Source organism: Acidisphaera sp. L21 (assembly GCF_009765685.1).
GTDB lineage: Bacteria > Pseudomonadota > Alphaproteobacteria > Acetobacterales > Acetobacteraceae > LMUY01.
Window position 1 is genome coordinate 5,559 of the sequence record NZ_LMUY01000134.1, and the last position, 16,231, is coordinate 21,789.

16 protein-coding genes and 1 pseudogene are annotated in these 16,231 nt (G+C 60.5%); 6 read left to right on the forward strand and 11 right to left on the reverse strand.

The window, feature by feature from the left end; translation table 11 throughout:
- A partial coding sequence (locus GSQ76_RS25165; RefSeq protein WP_158746851.1) for a LysR family transcriptional regulator occupies positions 1–477 on the reverse strand: 477 nt, incomplete at its 3' end.
- A 92-nt stretch (positions 478–569) separates the two neighbouring features.
- On the opposite strand from GSQ76_RS25165, the gene GSQ76_RS25170 reads away from it, so the two are divergent.
- From GSQ76_RS25170 to GSQ76_RS25180, 3 genes are read left to right on the forward strand one after another with little or no spacing between them, the layout of a single operon-like run.
- Positions 570–1,481, forward strand: a complete 912-nt coding sequence (locus GSQ76_RS25170) for a hypothetical protein (RefSeq protein WP_158746852.1) — start codon at positions 570–572, stop codon at positions 1,479–1,481.
- 2 nt (positions 1,482–1,483) lie between these two features.
- The gene (locus tag GSQ76_RS25175; protein WP_158746853.1) at positions 1,484–2,311 is read left to right on the forward strand and encodes an MBL fold metallo-hydrolase; all 828 of its coding nucleotides are present in this window, start codon (positions 1,484–1,486) and stop codon (positions 2,309–2,311) included.
- 46 nt (positions 2,312–2,357) lie between these two features.
- Complete coding sequence (locus GSQ76_RS25180; protein WP_158746854.1) at positions 2,358–3,668, forward strand: MFS transporter; 1,311 nt, start codon at positions 2,358–2,360, stop codon at positions 3,666–3,668.
- Between the two features lie 461 nt (positions 3,669–4,129).
- On the opposite strand, the gene GSQ76_RS25185 is transcribed toward GSQ76_RS25180, so the two are convergent.
- Complete coding sequence (locus GSQ76_RS25185; RefSeq protein WP_254070625.1) at positions 4,130–4,897, reverse strand: transglutaminase family protein; 768 nt, start codon at positions 4,895–4,897, stop codon at positions 4,130–4,132.
- Between the two features lie 313 nt (positions 4,898–5,210).
- Between GSQ76_RS25185 and GSQ76_RS25190 the strand changes: the two genes are divergently transcribed.
- Entirely contained in the window at positions 5,211–5,831 is a 621-nt protein-coding gene (locus tag GSQ76_RS25190) for a DUF1003 domain-containing protein (RefSeq protein ID WP_158746855.1), read from the forward strand.
- A 22-nt stretch (positions 5,832–5,853) separates the two neighbouring features.
- On the opposite strand, the gene GSQ76_RS25195 is transcribed toward GSQ76_RS25190, so the two are convergent.
- Positions 5,854–7,836, reverse strand: a complete 1,983-nt coding sequence (locus GSQ76_RS25195; protein WP_158746856.1) for an AI-2E family transporter — start codon at positions 7,834–7,836, stop codon at positions 5,854–5,856.
- A gap of 87 nt (positions 7,837–7,923) precedes the next feature.
- On the reverse strand, positions 7,924–8,190 hold the full coding sequence (locus GSQ76_RS25200) for a GlsB/YeaQ/YmgE family stress response membrane protein (RefSeq protein ID WP_158746857.1): 267 nt from the start codon (positions 8,188–8,190) through the stop codon (positions 7,924–7,926).
- 573 nt (positions 8,191–8,763) lie between these two features.
- Between GSQ76_RS25200 and GSQ76_RS32510 the strand changes: the two genes are divergently transcribed.
- Positions 8,764–8,919, forward strand: a complete 156-nt coding sequence (locus tag GSQ76_RS32510; protein ID WP_335904936.1) for a hypothetical protein — start codon at positions 8,764–8,766, stop codon at positions 8,917–8,919.
- A gap of 238 nt (positions 8,920–9,157) precedes the next feature.
- On the opposite strand, the gene GSQ76_RS31420 is transcribed toward GSQ76_RS32510, so the two are convergent.
- The 6 genes and pseudogenes from GSQ76_RS31420 to GSQ76_RS25225 form a co-directional block, all read right to left on the reverse strand.
- Positions 9,158–9,682, reverse strand: coding sequence for a DUF2252 family protein (locus GSQ76_RS31420; RefSeq protein WP_335904937.1), 525 nt, complete (start codon positions 9,680–9,682; stop codon positions 9,158–9,160).
- Positions 9,616–10,380: a DUF2252 family protein gene (locus tag GSQ76_RS31425; protein WP_216851289.1), complete on the reverse strand. Its 765-nt coding sequence runs from the start codon at positions 10,378–10,380 to the stop codon at positions 9,616–9,618. The genes GSQ76_RS31420 and GSQ76_RS31425 overlap by 67 nt, the downstream gene beginning before the upstream one ends.
- Before the next feature lie 197 nt (positions 10,381–10,577).
- Positions 10,578–11,162 (reverse strand): hypothetical protein, encoded by a 585-nt coding sequence (locus GSQ76_RS25210; RefSeq protein ID WP_158746858.1) that lies wholly within the window; start codon positions 11,160–11,162, stop codon positions 10,578–10,580.
- 29 nt (positions 11,163–11,191) lie between these two features.
- Positions 11,192–12,142, reverse strand: a complete 951-nt coding sequence (locus GSQ76_RS25215; RefSeq protein ID WP_158746859.1) for an IS481 family transposase — start codon at positions 12,140–12,142, stop codon at positions 11,192–11,194.
- Positions 12,143–12,200: 58 nt separating this feature from the next.
- Positions 12,201–13,637 (reverse strand): annotated as a pseudogene (locus GSQ76_RS25220) (catalase); the annotation flags it as partial.
- A 156-nt stretch (positions 13,638–13,793) separates the two neighbouring features.
- Positions 13,794–14,348 carry an RNA polymerase sigma factor gene (locus GSQ76_RS25225; protein ID WP_158746860.1) on the reverse strand — a complete coding sequence of 185 codons (555 nt, stop codon included), beginning with the start codon at positions 14,346–14,348 and terminating at the stop codon, positions 13,794–13,796.
- Positions 14,349–14,892: 544 nt separating this feature from the next.
- Here GSQ76_RS25225 and GSQ76_RS25230 point away from each other — a divergent pair.
- On the forward strand, positions 14,893–15,297 hold the full coding sequence (locus GSQ76_RS25230; protein WP_158746861.1) for a nuclear transport factor 2 family protein: 405 nt from the start codon (positions 14,893–14,895) through the stop codon (positions 15,295–15,297).
- 27 nt (positions 15,298–15,324) lie between these two features.
- Here the strand turns inward: GSQ76_RS25230 and GSQ76_RS25235 are convergent.
- The coding region (locus tag GSQ76_RS25235) for an ABC transporter substrate-binding protein (RefSeq protein WP_158746862.1) at positions 15,325–16,231 on the reverse strand (907 nt) is incomplete at its 5' end.

Below are 16,231 nucleotides of genomic sequence, written 5' to 3' on the forward strand. Positions count from 1 at the left end.
CGCCAGCAGAAGGTCCGGCTCTGGCGTCGCCTGAGCAATGACCGCGACGTCCACCCGCCCCTCCAGCAGCCATTCGGTGATGGTAATGTTGCGGCTGGGCACCACGTCCAGGAGCACGCGCGGATACTGCGCCCGCAGTCGAGTGATCAGCTGGGGCAGCAAAACGGGGCCTAGCGTCGGTGGCAGGCCGAGCAGAACTTGCCCACCGGGATCCGCGCCATGCCCGCGAACCGCGGCGTGGGCGCGCTCCGCATCCCGCAACAGGCGCCGCGCGTGGTCCAACAGGATTTCACCCGCCTGCGTCAGAGCCACGCCACGGGTGAGGCGGAGGAATAGCGGCGTGCCGAGATCGGCCTCCAGCTTGTGGATCTGCCGGGTGAGCGAGGGCTGCGCCAAATGCAGCCGACGTGCGGCCTGGCTGACGCTGCGCAGTTCGGAAACCTGAACGAAATAGCGCAACGTCCGCAGGTCGAACATGTCGATACCTTCCAGCTATGGATCGAATAGGAAGGTGATATTGGTGGATTGCTCGCGATCCTGCCACCTTTCGATCAACAGAGGGGAAAGCAATGCAAGCAGTGGTGGAGAAGACTCGGCCGATCGCTCCGGACCAGATGCTGCTGCCGCTGGTGCCAGGGCGCCTCTATGCCTTGCAAAATACCATGTCTTTGGATGGGCGGGTCGCGGCCTACCCGGCGTCCGCACGCGGTTACGCGACGGTCAATTGCTACCTCCTGACCGAACCTGACGCCGCTTTGATGCTGGATACCGGCTTTACCGTCCACCGGTCGGCGATCCTGGACGGCGTGGAACAGATCATCGGCCGCGACAAACCCCTGACCTTGTTCCCGCTGCGGCTGAACGAGCTTATGTCGCTGTCCAACACCATGGCGCTGGCCCAGCGCTTTCCGGTCGATGGCTGCATCTCCGTGCTGAAGGACGCAGCCTATCACGTGGACCTGGAATCGATCCTGCCGAACGATATAGCCGACGCGGCTGGTAGGCTAAGGACACACCTCGTCGCCGGCAACGAGTGGCTGAACGTAGGGCCTGGCGATGGCCGCCCCATCAAACTATTTCAGTCCCCGGTGCGGTTGATCGCAACACGCTGGGTCCATGACCCGGCGGCCCGTGCCTTGTTCACCTCCGACATGTTCACCGGCACCTGGGGTGCTGACCCCGGCGGCCCGTGGATCGTGGACGAGACGAACGACGACATGACGGCCGCAGAGATGGAGGCGTTCATGCTCAACACCCGCTATTGGTGGCTGCGCGGCGCCAAGACCGATGCGTTGCGACGTGGCCTGGGGGAACTTTACGCCAAGTGCGGCGACGTCGAGATTCTGGCGCCAGGCTACGGCAAGATCTTCAAAGGCAGCGCCGTGATCGCCCGCCAATTCGCATTGTTGGACGAGGTGCTGCGACGGCTGGACCGCAGCCGAATGCCGCAGCGTTATGTCAGCCGGGATGAGGAGTTCTGATTATGCCAAGCACACTCGATCGTCCCAACCCCCTTCCACGCGAAATCGCACCCGGCGTGTTCTGGCTGGGCGAATGCCTGGAACAGCGTGCGCGGGGCAAGGTCTACCACTCGTATAATGCGGCATTTCTTGTGGTGGGATCGAAGGCGTCGTTACTGGTGGAGACCGGGCACCCAAAGGACTTCCTGACCATCGAGGCGCAGCTACGCGGGATTCTGGGCACAGGAAACCGCGCGCCGCTGCGCCATCTGTTCCTGACGCATGAGGAGACGCCGCATTCAGGCGGCCTCGGCCGAGTGCTGGAGACGTATCCGGACGTCACTGTGCATGGCGACCTCAGCGACTACCACCTTGCCTTTCCTCAATTCGCCGATCGGCTGCACTGGATGCAGGAGGGCGACATGGTGGATCTGGGCGACCGCCAGTTTGTCGCGGTGGAGCCAGTTATCCGCGATCTGCGCACCACGTGGTGGGGCTTCGATACGGGGGCTGGGGTGCTGTTTCCCGGCGACGGCTTCGCCTACAGCCATTACCACGAGGACTGCCATTGCGGCATGGTGGCCGAGGAGGCGCGCACGCTCGACCTCGGCGACGTGTCGGCCGTGTTTGCGGAGAAGGCGCTGTTCTGGACCAAATTCGTCGATATGAACCCGTATATCGACCGGCTGAATGCGCTGGTAAAGCGGCTGGACGTTCAGGCGGTCGCGCCCACGCACGGCCTGCCGATCACCAACGTGGCGGAGACGGTGCCCAAGGTGATGGCCGGACTGCTGTTCGGTAGTGAGGCGCCGATGACGGCTATGGGAGACCTCGCTCACAAAGCAGCCTGACATCAAGAGGATCGGTCCGTCAGAGGCCGACCAAGGGAGTGAACCGATGGAAGAGATCGAACGCAGTACGATGCGCCGGGTCTATTGGCGGCTCATACCGGTGCTTTTTGTCGCCGTACTGTTGAACTACCTGGATCGTATCAACATCGGCTTTGCCGCGCTGCGAATGAACCACGATCTGGGCTTTACCTCCGCCGTGTTCGGGCTCGGCGCCAGCATCTTCTTCGTCGGCTACATGGTTACGGAGGTGCCAAGCAATGTCTTGCTTTACCGGCTTGGCGCCAGGGTCTGGATCGCACGCATCTTGCTGACCTGGGGTGCCGTGGCAACGGCCATGGCGCTGGTGAACGGGGCATGGATTTTCTACACGCTGCGCTTCGTGCTGGGTGTGGCGGAGGCGGGCTTGCTGCCGGGGCTGGCGCTCTACGCCACCTACTGGTTCCCAGCCGGATACCGCGCCCGGGCGGTGGCAGGTTACATGATTGCGGCGCAACTCGCATCGGTCATCGCCGGGCCGTTGTCGACTGCGGTCATGACCTACACGAATGGCGCACTGACCCTGTACGGCTGGCAGTGGATGTTCATCACGGAAGGCCTTCCAGCCGTGCTGCTCGGCGTCGTGGTGTTCAGCACCCTTACCGATCGGCCGCAGCACGCAACCTGGCTGTCCGAGGAGCAGCGGGACTGGTTGGTGAACCGGTTGGCGCGGGAGTCGGTCGCGGACACTGTGCGAGCCGGACACGGCCACCTGATGACGGTCCTGCGGGATGGGCGTGTGTGGCGGCTGGCGGCCCTGTTCGGTTGTGCGCTCGTCACCATCGACGGTATGCATTTCTGGCAGCCACAGATCATCAAGTCGTTCGGAAAACTCACCGACCTGCAAATCGGTCTGCTATCCAGCGTTCCTGCCATCCTGTGCATCGCCACGACGATCCTCATCAGCATGAGTTCGGACCGCACCGGCGACCGGAAGTGGCATTTGGCCGGACTTTACGGGATGGGTGCGTTCGGATTGATCGCCTGCGCGTACACGGGCGCGCCGGTCTGGGCCTATGTCTTGCTGTGCGTGGCGAGCGTGGGGGTGAACTCGGGCAACTCGTTGTTCTGGAGCCTGAACTCGTCGATCATGACTGGCGCGGCGGCGGCCATTTCCATCGCGCTGGTAAACACGGTGGCCCAAATCGGCGGGATCGTCGGGCCTTGGTTAATCGGGCTGGTCGAAGGCGGCTCTGGCAGCTTCACCGGCGCGCTGACGATCCTGGGGGTGTTCACTACGGCCTCGGCAGTCCTGGCCCTCAGTCTACGTACGGGCCGCGTCATCGATAGCGCGGTGACGGCCCAAGCCGCAGCCGAGTGAGCTTGGTGGCTTGGCGGGCGGTCTGACTCACCCTGAGGATGCCGTGCGGCCAACCGGAGGACGGGGATCAATCACACGCCAGACGTGTTAAGCGCGAGGGCGACCCAAGAACTCACAGTCCTGAGCTTCTGCATCACGCTTCGCCTGTGCCGGAGGAGTGACGTATCAGGCCGGCGGTTCCCGCGCCTTCGACAAGCATGGGACACTCAGGGTAACCGCGGTAAGCCAGCGCCAGGCAAATAGGTTCATCTGAACACGAACCCGCCCTCCAGTCTGAGCCTATCGCTTGCCCCGCTGATCACCTCCTAGAGCCTAGAACCGTCCACGAACAGAGAGCCCACAGAATCAGATGAAAATTTTGCCGGATGTTGTGGTATTGAGACAAAAGGCGGAGTGCCAAGTGCCCAGACGTTGTTTGGCGCGCCCACCAAAGCTGCCGATCACGGCGGCACAGGGTAGCCTCAGCCCGGGATTTCGTCAGTGACGACCTCGAACTTGGCCAGGTAAGCAGCACCGAAAATTGTCGAAATCGCGACATCCGCAGCGTCCCGACCATAAGCCATCAGCAGGCGTCCAATTCGGGGACTATTGCTCCTCGGATCAGCCACATACCAACGACCACCCTGCGGCCCATTCAGATAGACTTCGAGGTAACCCAGGAAGTCCATCGGTGCGTCCGGCTTCGGAATGCCGATATCGCCGAGATACCCGGCGCAATACCGGGCTGGGATGTTCATGCAGCGGCAAAGCGCCACCGCCAGATGAGTGAAGTCCCGGCAAACCCCGTTCTTTTCGCTGAAAGCGTCAAAAGCGGTCTTGTCCGGCCGGGCGTACTCGTACCCGAATTGAATGTGGTTGTGCACGAAATCGCAGATTGCCTGCACGCGCTCCCATCCGGGCTTGTTCGCGCCAAATAGTGACCATGCAATATTCGACAGACGGTCGGTCTCACAAAAACGGCTTCCGAGAAGAAACGTTAGGGTTTCGGGTGGCAGCTCGTCGACGCGAAATTGACCAGCAGTGGGTTCGACGACATCGTGGTCGCCAGAAACGAGGATCTCGAAGTCCGCCGACATCGTGAGCAGCCCGCCGGGTGCCAGGATCTGGTGGCACTGGTTGCCGAAGATATCGAAGTAAGGCTTTGCCGGGATTGGCGGGTTGAACCTGATGGTCTGCGAAGTCAGCAACTCCGCGTTGTGCTTTGGATGCAGGCTCAAGACCAGGGTCATAGGGACTGGCTGGGGGCAATCGTAGGCAATCGTAAAGCCCGCTCGAATATGTATGTCCATCTCCGTCGACCGCAGCAGGGTCAATAGGATCGTTGGCCTACCTGATTACCGCCACGCGATAAGGCTAACCGAAGCTGAGATGACTGATCTCACCGGGAACGCGCGCCTAGGCTAGGAGGGAGATGCCTGCCCGCTTATTCCAACCACGGGATGGCTGAATTAACGTCATTTGTTACGCTGAGTTCCGTTAAGACCTGATACCATGCAGTCTTTCCAGTGTATGCCGCCCGGAGCTTTCGCCGGAGTTGCCCGCATGTCCGAGACCAGTGCCGCATCTGTCCCTACGCCGATCCTTCCAGCGCACATCGAAGACACAATCCAAGCCATTGCCCGACTGCACGCCGACCATCGGCAGGAGGCCGGTGCCCTCCAGCGCGTCGTCGAACACTCCACCGCCTGGATAGGGCGCCCGCGGTTCCTGGCCGGACTCGGGATCCTGATTGTGTTGTGGATTGGTGGAAACCTCTCCGGCAGTTTCGCTGGCTACTCCGTAGGGGACGCTCCGCCCTTCGCTTGGCTTCAGGGTGTGCTCGGGTTACTTGCACTCTATGTTACCCTCCTGATCTTGACGACACAACGGCGTGAGGACCAACTTGCGGGCTATCGCGAGCAGCTCACGTCGGAACTAGCAATCCTGGGCGAGCAAAAGTCCGCGAAGATCATCTCGCTTCTCGAGGAAATGCGCCAGGACAGCCCGACGCTATCCGACCGCGTCGAAGAAGAAGCGGCCGCAATGTCTATTGCGGCCGACCCCCAGGCGGTGCTCGATGCTATCAAGGAGAGCGAAGTTCCGATGGAAGCGCCCGCTGCCGCCCTGCCGGAAGAAGCGGAACCAGCCGTAGGGGAGATCCTGAAGCCCGACGTCGAGGTGTGAAGCCAGCAAGCGAGATCAGCCATCAGTCTATGGCCTTGGTCCCCGGACCGGTGATTGGTTCGGGTGAGTGCCCGGCCGCTTCGCGGGCGGCTTCGACGCAGGAGGTGACGGTTCCAGCGAGTGAGGTTGCGAAAATGTCGGCACCGATGGACTGCTGGATAGCCTTGTCCGACAGCGTCGAATCTTCAGCGGGCCAGAGTCCTACGAGTATGGGCGCCCCAGATGGCAGTCGCTGCCGGAGGCGCTGCATCAGATAACGCAGGTGCGCCGGGCTGCCGCTGATATCGAGATACGATACGCATGCCATTGCCACACCCGTCATGTCGACTTCCCCGATGGTTTCCCGGGACACTTCACCGTAGCCGACCAAGCGTCCTCCGAGTCCATGTTTACCAAGCAGCTGGACGAGCATCGCGGCGGCCGCCTCGTCGAGTGGACCGCGCCCGGCAATGCAGAGGATCGACGAAGGATCGCTCCAGGGATGCGGGACAACTTCTCCCGGCTCAAGCCCCTCCGGGTCGGCGTTATTGGGTAGCTCCCGTTCATCCTGTGGGGGCGCCACAGCTTCGTTGTCCGACTTGGTGGGTGCCGGATGCACGTCGTGATGACTTTTAAGGCCCTCCACTAGAACCTTGATAGTAGCTTTAACGCGGTCGAGCTGGTCTTCATCCAATACACCGCGGGCCGCGTCATTCGCCGCCAATTGCAAACCCTTCAATGCGACCTCGTCGTAGTAGGTTGAAAGCGACCGCTCTTTCAGGATGAGTTCGGCGTGGTCCTGAGCCTCATCGGCATCGTCGGCCAAAATCCGTTGGTAGAGGCTTTCCACCGGCGTCAGAGCCGGACGGTCACCCAGCAGCACGTCCAGGAACTGCAACCTTTTGATGTGACGACCCATGACCACCAGGCATAAAGTCAGCGGCGTAGAAAGAATCAGGCCGATCGGTCCCCATAGCCAGGACCAGAAGATCGCCGCAACGACTACCGAGAATGGCGACAGCCCGGTGCTGTGACCGTAAAGCAGCGGCTCCAGCACCTGGCCTGTGATGCCTTCGAGTCCCACGTAAAGTACAGCTGTCCAGATCAGCATAGTCCAGCCCGGCTCGACCGCGGCCGCCAGCGCCATCGGCAGAAGGGCAGCGATTGCCGACCCGACATAGGGAACGAACCGAAGCAGTGTCGACAGGATACCCCAGAGCACCGGGTTAGGCACGCCAATGAAATACAAACCGATACCTACAACTATCCCAAAGCCCGTGTTCAGGCCGAGTTGGAACAAGAAGAACTTGCTCAACCTCCGGCCGCCGTCGTCGATGGCCAATGTGGTTCGGTGCAGGTCATCGGAGCCGACGAGCCGAATCAGGCGATCGCGCAGGTCTTCTCGCTGAAGCAATGCGAAGACTGTCACGACGAAGACGATGCCGAAGGTCGCAAGCGGCGATAGCACCGGCGTCAAGTACCGCTCGGCCAATTCCATCGGCGACGAGGTAGTCGGCTGTGCTGCCGCTTCAGGAACAGGTGCAGGATTTGAGGCCGTCGGCGCTATCCGCGGTGCTGCGGGAGATCCAGGTTGCGCAGGCGCTTGCGTCCGCTGGGCACCAAGGTTGTTGGCCATCCCGGAGAGTCGCCCAACAGTATAGGCTTTCACCGAAGCGATCTTGGTCTCGACGGTCGCAGCATACTTTGGGACATCGGTAGTGAGCTGGGCGATTTGTGTCCCGATGACTCCTCCGATCGCCAGCACGATGCTCAATGCGACAATGACGCCCAGGAGAACGGAAGGCACCCGGCCGAGGTGAAGGCGACGCAGCAGGTCCACCAGAGGGGCCAAAATGAACGCTAGCAGCAGTGCCAGCGTCACGGGGACCAAGACATCCCGGCCGAAATATAGGGTTGCCACGATCATGACGAACAAAGTCATGGCCTTCGATGCATCGGGCGCGCCTGCTTGCGAGACAAGCTTCGGTATAGGCTTGATGGCCGTGGCAGGCGGTTGTTCTGGCATGACCGGGATCCTGGCTAAAGGCGGTAGGGGCAGGCCAATGCCATAGCCGGGCACCCGACCAACTCCGGCCGCCCAGCTATAGGTTTGTCAGCGGGCTTGGATGCGTCGGCGACCAATCACTGCGTGGTAGATGACGAGCACGACAACAGCCCCGACGACGGCAACAACGATGCTGTAAATGTTGAGGCCCGTCACCGGCGCAGCGCCAAACGTCGTAAACAGGAATCCGCCGACGATAGCACCAACGATCCCTAAGACGATGTCGAGCATCACACCTTCGCCGGATCTGTTGACCAATTTACTGGCAATAAACCCGGCGATAAGCCCGAGGATGATCCAGGCAATAATGGACATAGCAAAACCCTTTCGATGGACGCCACCCGGCACACGCCCGGCGAGCAATTAAGTCGAATACCTTCGCACTGCCGGGGCGTCGGCAAGCCGCAGATGTCGCCGGCCCCGGAGGTATAGCCGCCGAGAACGCTAGAAAGGAGGCTGGCGTTCCATGCAATGGCGGCTTGTTCAGAACGTTTGGTCGGATGGCTACCAGGACCGCTTGTCCGATCGGTTTGGTCCGGAACCGTGCGGCTAGGACCTCTCGGACAGCGATAGCGTGCCCAGCAGATAATGTCCGAGATTTGACCCATAAAGTGGAGGGTTCACGCAACAGAGTTAGGTTGCCAAGGAGATCGACGCCTGTTGGGCGCCTATTTTCACTGCGCCAAGCCACCTCAGGCGTGTCGCGCGGTGGTCGGTGTCAGAATTGCGCGGCATTGGAGCCTCACATGACCATATCGCTGCTCGTCGAAGCCCACAAGGAGACTTCACGACGCTTTCGCAGGCGCGGTTTCGAAGTCGTCCCGCATACGATGGTTAGCAGGACTTGACCAGATTGCGGCGGAAATTCCCGATCCTACCCTCTTAGACATGAACTTGCCGGTGCTCGATGGGTGGACGGTGACCCGCATGCTGCGTGTAGACAAGAATCTCACGCTGATCATTGCCTTGACGGCACACGCGATGACCGGGAACCAGAAAAGTCGCTGGCGGCCGGGTGCGACGACGACCATGCCCAGCCGATAGAGTTCTCAATCCTGCTCCGGCAGATTGACGATGGCATGCTCCGGCGGGGAGACAGGGCGACTTGACGTCGCGGCGTGTTCGCCGTGCCTACCACGGTCGCCACGCTACGGGGCTGAACTCACGTCCTGCGCACTCAGGCTTGAATCTGCGGCGATCTCAGACTTGGCGAGCGAGGCCAATGCAGCAAAAGTTAGACCGTAAATGCCCCTGAGCCGCACTGACTACATCTGACTACCCACTAGGATGGTCCCCTGGCTTTCACCCTCCGGATGAAGTGCGTAGCGTCGGCAATGTTCGAGATACGCGGCTTCATGCACCGCCACCAGGTCGACCGTGCCCGACCACAGCCACGTTGGCGCGTCAAGCGTCCTGGTATGGCTCCGCTTGAGTTCGTCAGCCCAATCCTTTCGGGCGGCCGCCTCCATCTGGCGGCCATGAGAGCGGGCGACGACAGCAGACAGGTATTCTGCCACCTGCTTGCCTGTTCACGCGGAAGGTGTTCGATCTCGAGCTTGAGGTCCTGCGGCAGCAATTCGCGCACGGTGACTGCCCGTTCCATGAAGGGCAATGCCAGCATCCGGTCTCCCAGGCCGGGTGACAGGCTGCGTGCCCCGGTGGTGACGCGCTCGCCATTGTTGGACGGCATCTCCTCCGATCTTGTCGGCACGTCCGGCGCGACCGCCTCTTTTACGTCGATCAGGCAATGGCGCTCGTTTCGGCCTTTGCCGACTGCAACGAGTACGGCATAGCGCAGCTTTCCCAACGAGCTGCATCCCTTGCGCCAATACGCGGCATCCACGACTCGAACCGATGCGTCGCTGTCACGGGTCGCAAAGAGATTACGAGCGCGCGCACTTCATTGCGTTCGAACGCCACCGAGATTGCGTTTCGTTCGTCGTCGGCGAGAAGCCAGAAGCGCTTTCCGAGTGGGATGGTTGGCGCGACACCTTCGATGTGCTCGTCCGCCACGTGCTTCCATGACCGACCTGCCGCACGACGCAAGGCGACGCCTAAGATATCTGGATAGCAAACTTCGACGTCCGTTTCGGGATCCGCCAGTCCGGCGAGGTAACCGTCCATCATGTATTCGAGCATGTGCGCAGTCGTGACGCCGGGCAGATCCGACCCACGGGCCGCCATTGCGAGCGACAAGCTCAACCGCATCATGTCGTGCGCCGGGTTACCGATAACCGTCTGGTCGAGATCCCGGATCGCGATGTTCAGCGATCCGTCCAAGCCCGCGATTGGGCCTAGGTTGCCGACGTGGCAATCGCCGCAGATCCACACAGGAGGGCCTTCCGGCACGTTGGCACGCGGCGTATTGCCGAGCCACTCATAAAATTTGCCGGTGCTGCCCCGGACGTAGGCGTGCGCTGACTCCGCCATCTTGGCGTGGCGTAAGCTGTTCAGGTTGGAAGCCCGGGCAACCGGCATCACCGTGGCGGCGGCCGTCTTCTTCATAAGCTTGTAATCCTGGGGGGCTGGATAGGTCGAATCTGATAGCTGCTCTGTAGGGCTAGTCACGGCCCTACGCACCTATGCGGCAGTCTGCGTCTCGCTGCCATCCGCCGATGTCTTGTTGACAACTTCTGCGTAGGGACGCTCGCTGTCTGTATCGGTTCCTGGAGATGGTCTCTTAAAAAGCAATCTTGGCGTTGTCAAAATACCTTGCGCACCGTTGGCTCACGGGCGAACAGTTTTCCCGCTTTGATCGCGGCAAGGAAGGTGTCGAGGCGCCCGGCAGCGAGTGGAACAACGGCCTTGTCGGCTTTGACGCTCGCCTTCTTCAGTAATGCCGCCGCTTCGGGCGTATGTCCGATTGTTTTCAGGTGTGCAAATGCGTCGTGAACGAAAGCCACCGCCGCAGAGTCCTGAGCCATCTCGGCGGCGCCAGGCGTGGACACAATCAGAGCCACGGCATCGAAGAGAACCGATGACCCACCAGCCAACTGAAAATCGGCCTCGATCGTCGACCCGTCAGAAGCGGTAACCCCGCCGACCGTGGGGGCGATAATCTTCACCTTGCCCTTTTCCGCCTGCACATCGTGCACCAAGGCGTGCACCAATGCAGCATCAATGCCGTCGGAAACCAGACAACCCACGACCCGGCCATGGAAGCTGGGTGTCGCCTTGGCGAGAATGCTGAGGGCGGGCGAGGGCTCGAGATCCTGCCGTGTAGGGGCCGCCGCGGGAGCGGGTGTGACCTCTGACTTGATCCCAAGCCCGGCGGCAACACGCTTCACCATTGCTCCGTCGATGTTCGCGAGCTGACCTAGCTGTATGGTCCCGGGGTGAGATGTAACAAGTCGATCCTGAAGCGTTTTGGTTCTTTCGTCCAGGTTTGATGGATGAATTCAGCAGGCGTGAGGCCGCGCAGTGTTTTGAGCCGCCGTGCGTAGTTGTAAGCATCCACGAAGAGTTGCAGGTGCGCCCGGAGTTGGTCGTGGGTGTCGTAGTGGTATCGCTTGACGGTCGCGTGCTTGATCGTGCGGTTCATGCGTTCGACCTGGCCGTTGGTCCAAGGGTGGTTCACCTTGGTGAGTCGGTGCTCGATGTCGTTCTCGTCGCAGACACGATCGAAGATGTGCTGGCTGTCCCAGATGTCCTGCTTACGGGCGGTGAACTGGACACCGTTGTCCGTCAGAACTGTATGGATGCGGTAGGGCACGGCCGCGATGAAGTCGCGCAGGAACTGCGCTGCTTCCATTTTGCCGGCGCTCTCAACCAGTCGGACGAAAACGAATTTGCTGGTGCGGTCGATGGCAACAAAGAGCCGCAGCTTTCCTTCTTCGGTCCTGAGTTCGGCAATGTCGACGTGGACATAGCCAATCGGATAGCTTTTGAACTTCTTCTTGCCTGGCTTGTCGCCTTCGACATCGGGCAGTCGGGAGATGCCGTGTCGTTCCAGGCAGCGGTGCAGGGTCGAGCGCGTCAGGTGAGGGATGCTGGGCTGAAGGGCGTAGAGGCAGTCATCCAGGGGTAGCAGCGTGTGCCTGCGAAACGCGACCACAATGGCCTCCTGCTCGACCGTCAGGACGGTTGATCGGGGTTCCTTGGGGCCCATGGCGGCATCCGCGGTGGTGGTGCGCTTGCGCCACTTTTGGATGGTGGTGGGACTGACACCGAAGCGCCGGGCCAGAGTCCTTACGCTCTCTTGCTGTAGCTGGATCGCGCGACGAACTGCCTGCGTCGTGCGGGCGCATCCGTGGAGAACCTGACCCATAGCTCGTCCCTTGCAGTATGGTGATCAACTGTACCACGATACCCCGGGACCAAACACCTAGCATCCGCTCCCGGACCGCCTTCACCTCGCACTTGCTGAGCTCGAAGATCAGGGAGGCCACGATATGGTCCTGTTCCGAAGCGGTCTGGCTCATGAAAAACTGCCTGGCCTGGCTGAAGTGATCCTTGAACGTGTCGGATCTGACCCGTCCGCTGCTGCCATTGATAGGTGCGGGGAAGCTACTGAAGCCTGACTTTATGTCCGCCCTCGGGCCATCCGCCTCGAGCAGGCTGGGCTCGTAATCCACCTGTCCCTTCGGAACCCCCATCTGCATATGGCCGTCTCGCTGGAAGTTCGTAACCTCCACTACGGAGCGATTGATGGGTATCTGGTGGAAGTTGGGGCCACCGAGCCGCTTCAACTGGGTATCCAGATAAGAATGGTTGCGCCCCTGAAGGAGTGGGTCATTACTGAAATCCAGCCCGGGCACGATGTTGGCGGTGCAGAAAGCGACCTGTTCGGTCTCCGCATGGAAATTGGTCGGATTTCGGTCGAGCACCATTTTGCCGACAATCCTCAGCGGCACGACCTCCTCGGGAAGCAGCTTGGTCGAGTCCAGCAGATCGAAGTCGAAGCTTTCAAGGAACGCGTCATCGAACACCTGGAGACCGAGCTCCCACTCGGGGAAGTCGCCGGAGACGATCGCGTCCCACATATCGCGCCGGTGGAAATCCGGATCTGCCCCGCTAATCTTCAACGCCTCGTCCCAGACCACCGATTGCATGCCGAGGTTAGGCCGCCAGTGGAACTTGACGTAGCTCGACTTACCCTCGGCATTGATCATCCGAAAGCTATGAATGCCGAAGCCTTCAATCATCCGAAGCGATCTCGGAATTGTGCGGTCCGACATGATCCACATGATCATGTGCATGGACTCTGGCGTCAGGGAAATGAAGTCCCAGAACGTGTCGTGCGCGGTCTGCGCCTGCGGAAAACCCCGATCCGGGTCCTGCTTGGCTGCATGGATCAGGTCAGGAAACTTGATGGCATCCTGGATGAAGAACACTGGGATGTTGTTACCAACGAGATCCCAGTTACCCTGCTGCGTGTAGAACTTAACCGCAAAACCGCGTACGTCGCGGGCCATGTCGGTCGACCCCTTGTTCCCCGCAACGGTAGAGAAGCGGGCGAATAGAGGGGTCTTTCGCCCAACGTGCTGGAATATGTCGGCGGTCGTCAGGTCTGCCACCGACTCGGTCAGCTCGAAATAACCGTGGGCCGCCGATCCTCGGGCGTGCACGACGCGTTCGGGAATTCGCTCGTGATCGAAATGGGTGATCTTCTCGCGAAGAATGAAGTCCTCAATGAGCGTTGGCCCCCGTCTTCCGGCGCGGAGGGAGTTCTGATTGTCGGCGACAGTCGTGCCCTGGTTTGTGGTGAGTGGCGGGTGCGCTCCGCCCGCTTGCTGCTGGACCTCACCACCGGCACCAACCATTGCAGTGAGGACGGGGGTAGGATGGGCGGTCGCTAACGGCTTCTTAGGCGTCTTCAACTTACTGCTCCTCGATTGGCATGCCGACTCGTCAGTCATTCATCCCGTTGGTCGGGTTCAGCCGCACAACAAGGTTTAATCTCAAGGCGTTCGCCGCCGTCAGGTGCTGGCATGCCCCTGGGAAAGTAGTTGGATGTGGTTGATCTTCTGCCCGGCGTGGCCGACGGCCTCCTGGTCACCGAGGAGCCATGCCTGGAGCTGCTTGCGCGCCCTGAAAACGCGGCTTTTCGCCGTCCCGACAGCGCAATCCTGCTGTTTTGCTAATTCCTCGTAGCTCAAGCCGTGAATCACGACCATGACCAAAGCCTCACGCTGCTCACCCGGAAGGCGACCCATCGCTGATCCCAGCTCTTTCAGGGCAATACAGTCCTCGTGTGCAGCGAAGGTGGCAAACATGCCTTCCGGCAAGTCTGCGATGTCAGTCGTCTCGTGGCGCTTCCGGAGATTGGAAATGAAGCGATTGCGGACGATGCGGTGCATCCAGGCACTGAAGTTCGTGTCTTCTTGAAACGTATGAGACGCCTTTAACGCACTGGCAACGGCATCCTGAACCAAGTCCTCGGCCGTCTGGCGATGGTGGGTCAGGGCAAGCGCTTGCACCCGAAGCTTTGGGAGGAGGGCGATCAGCTTAGTCTCAAACTCGTTGGATGCCATCAGTCGATCTACCTACCTTCTGCTGTCCCAATGTCGAAAGACAGTAAGAGGTTACATTTGTTGATATCACGGGGCCGTGTGGCCTGCTGTGCTGTCCTGGGAGCCCCCGTAATACGAACAAAGCTGCGAGGCTACGCAGTTCCCAAGCTCTTGCCGACTTTGCCGCCGGTCGGAGCTGTTAGTAACGCGGTCGGCCGACGTTGACGTTGAAGTCGTCTCCTAGGTGCCTGATCGGTCAGGCATATCTCCGGCAATCCGGACATCCTCAGCCCGTTCGCCAATGGTCCCACTCGGAGTGCCGTTCGTAAGGGGTGCTTTCGATTGCCCGGCTGACGATGGGCCTCGACTCGATTGCCGACAGCCGGGCAAGCACGGAAGGTATTTCCCCAATGTATCCGGCGTGCGCTACGGTCATGATATGGATGGTGCGGTCGGCTCAGTCATCGGGCTTTCCAAAGGTGCCGATAGATGCATCAACAGTTGCACCGCGGGGCCCCCGACTCGCTAGCGATGGCGGTGAATTAACCTGAAGGGAGATTGAGCCATGAGCCATGCCAAGGATGATATTAGCGAGTTGATGGCGCGTTACTGCTTCGCGTTGGATGATTACGCGCTAGCAGATCTAGCCGCACTATTTACCGTCGACGGTGTTTGGCAAACACAAACCGCGACAGCCACGGGGCCGGCGGAGATTGAAGCTTTGCTCCGCAAAGTGGCACCGAATCCCGCCGCCGGAGCAGTGCAGCGCCACTTGAACACCAGTATTGTCATTACATTGCAAGGTGTTGATCGGGCGCAGGCGCGGTCGTATTACACGGTGATCCGGCCAGTGGACCAGGTACCAACCGTCAGCATGGTAGGGGATTACCAAGACGAATTCGTGCTCACCGGATCTGGATGGCGATTCGCCAAGCGTGTGCTGGTGCAAAGCATGAGACGAGGCAGCTGAGGACGACGCGGGCACACTGCATCGCCTTCACCGTGCGAGCGAACACTCCGGTTCCTCGTTCATTGGCCTGAAAGCCTCGCTTGCCGGCACCGTTGCGAGAGTATTGAATAGGTCCCATGGCCCGGTGCTCTGCGCGGGGGTCTTGACCTGAAACAGGAAGGCCGGGTGCAGCGCTTGCCCGTCCGCGCGAATGCTTCCGCGGCCTAGCGCGTCGTCGTCCAAATCTGAACGCTTCAAGGCCTCGACAACCGCCCTGCCCGACTTCGCATCGGGATCGCTGAGCTTGCTGACCGCCTTGAGGTAATTCAACACGCCTGAATAACCTCCCGCCTGCTCCTGGTTCGGCGCGACACCCTTCATCGCTGAGCGAACACGGGCGGTAAAGGCCCTCGTGCGCTCATCTCGGTCCCAATAGAACATCTCGCTGAGAACCACGCCCTGCGCCGTCTCCACTCCGACGCCATAGACGTCATTGATATACATCCCCATTCCGGCGATCCGCATACCGCTTTTCGTCAAGCCGAACTCAGCGGCTTGCTTGACGAGGTTGATCGTATCGGCCCCAGACGTCGCAAGCCCGAGCACTTTGGCACCGCTTGCCTGCGCCTGCAGAAGGAATGACGAAAAATCGCTTGTGCCAGGAAATGGGTAGGCCGCCGACCCCGCGACGGTGCCACCCGCCGACTTGATGAAGTTGGTGGCGTCGCGCTCGGTATTGTGGCCGAAGGTGTAATCAGCGGTGATGAAGAACCAGCTCGTGCCACCCTCCTTAACGACGGGTACGCAAATGGCATGCCCTGTCTGCCATGAATCAAAGGTCCAGTGAATCAAATTTGGCGTGCAGTACTTGCCAATGATGTCGGACGAGGCCGCACCCGTGTTGAGCTGCACCTTGTCTTTCTCGCGGCATAGCCCCGTCAGCGCAATCGCGACG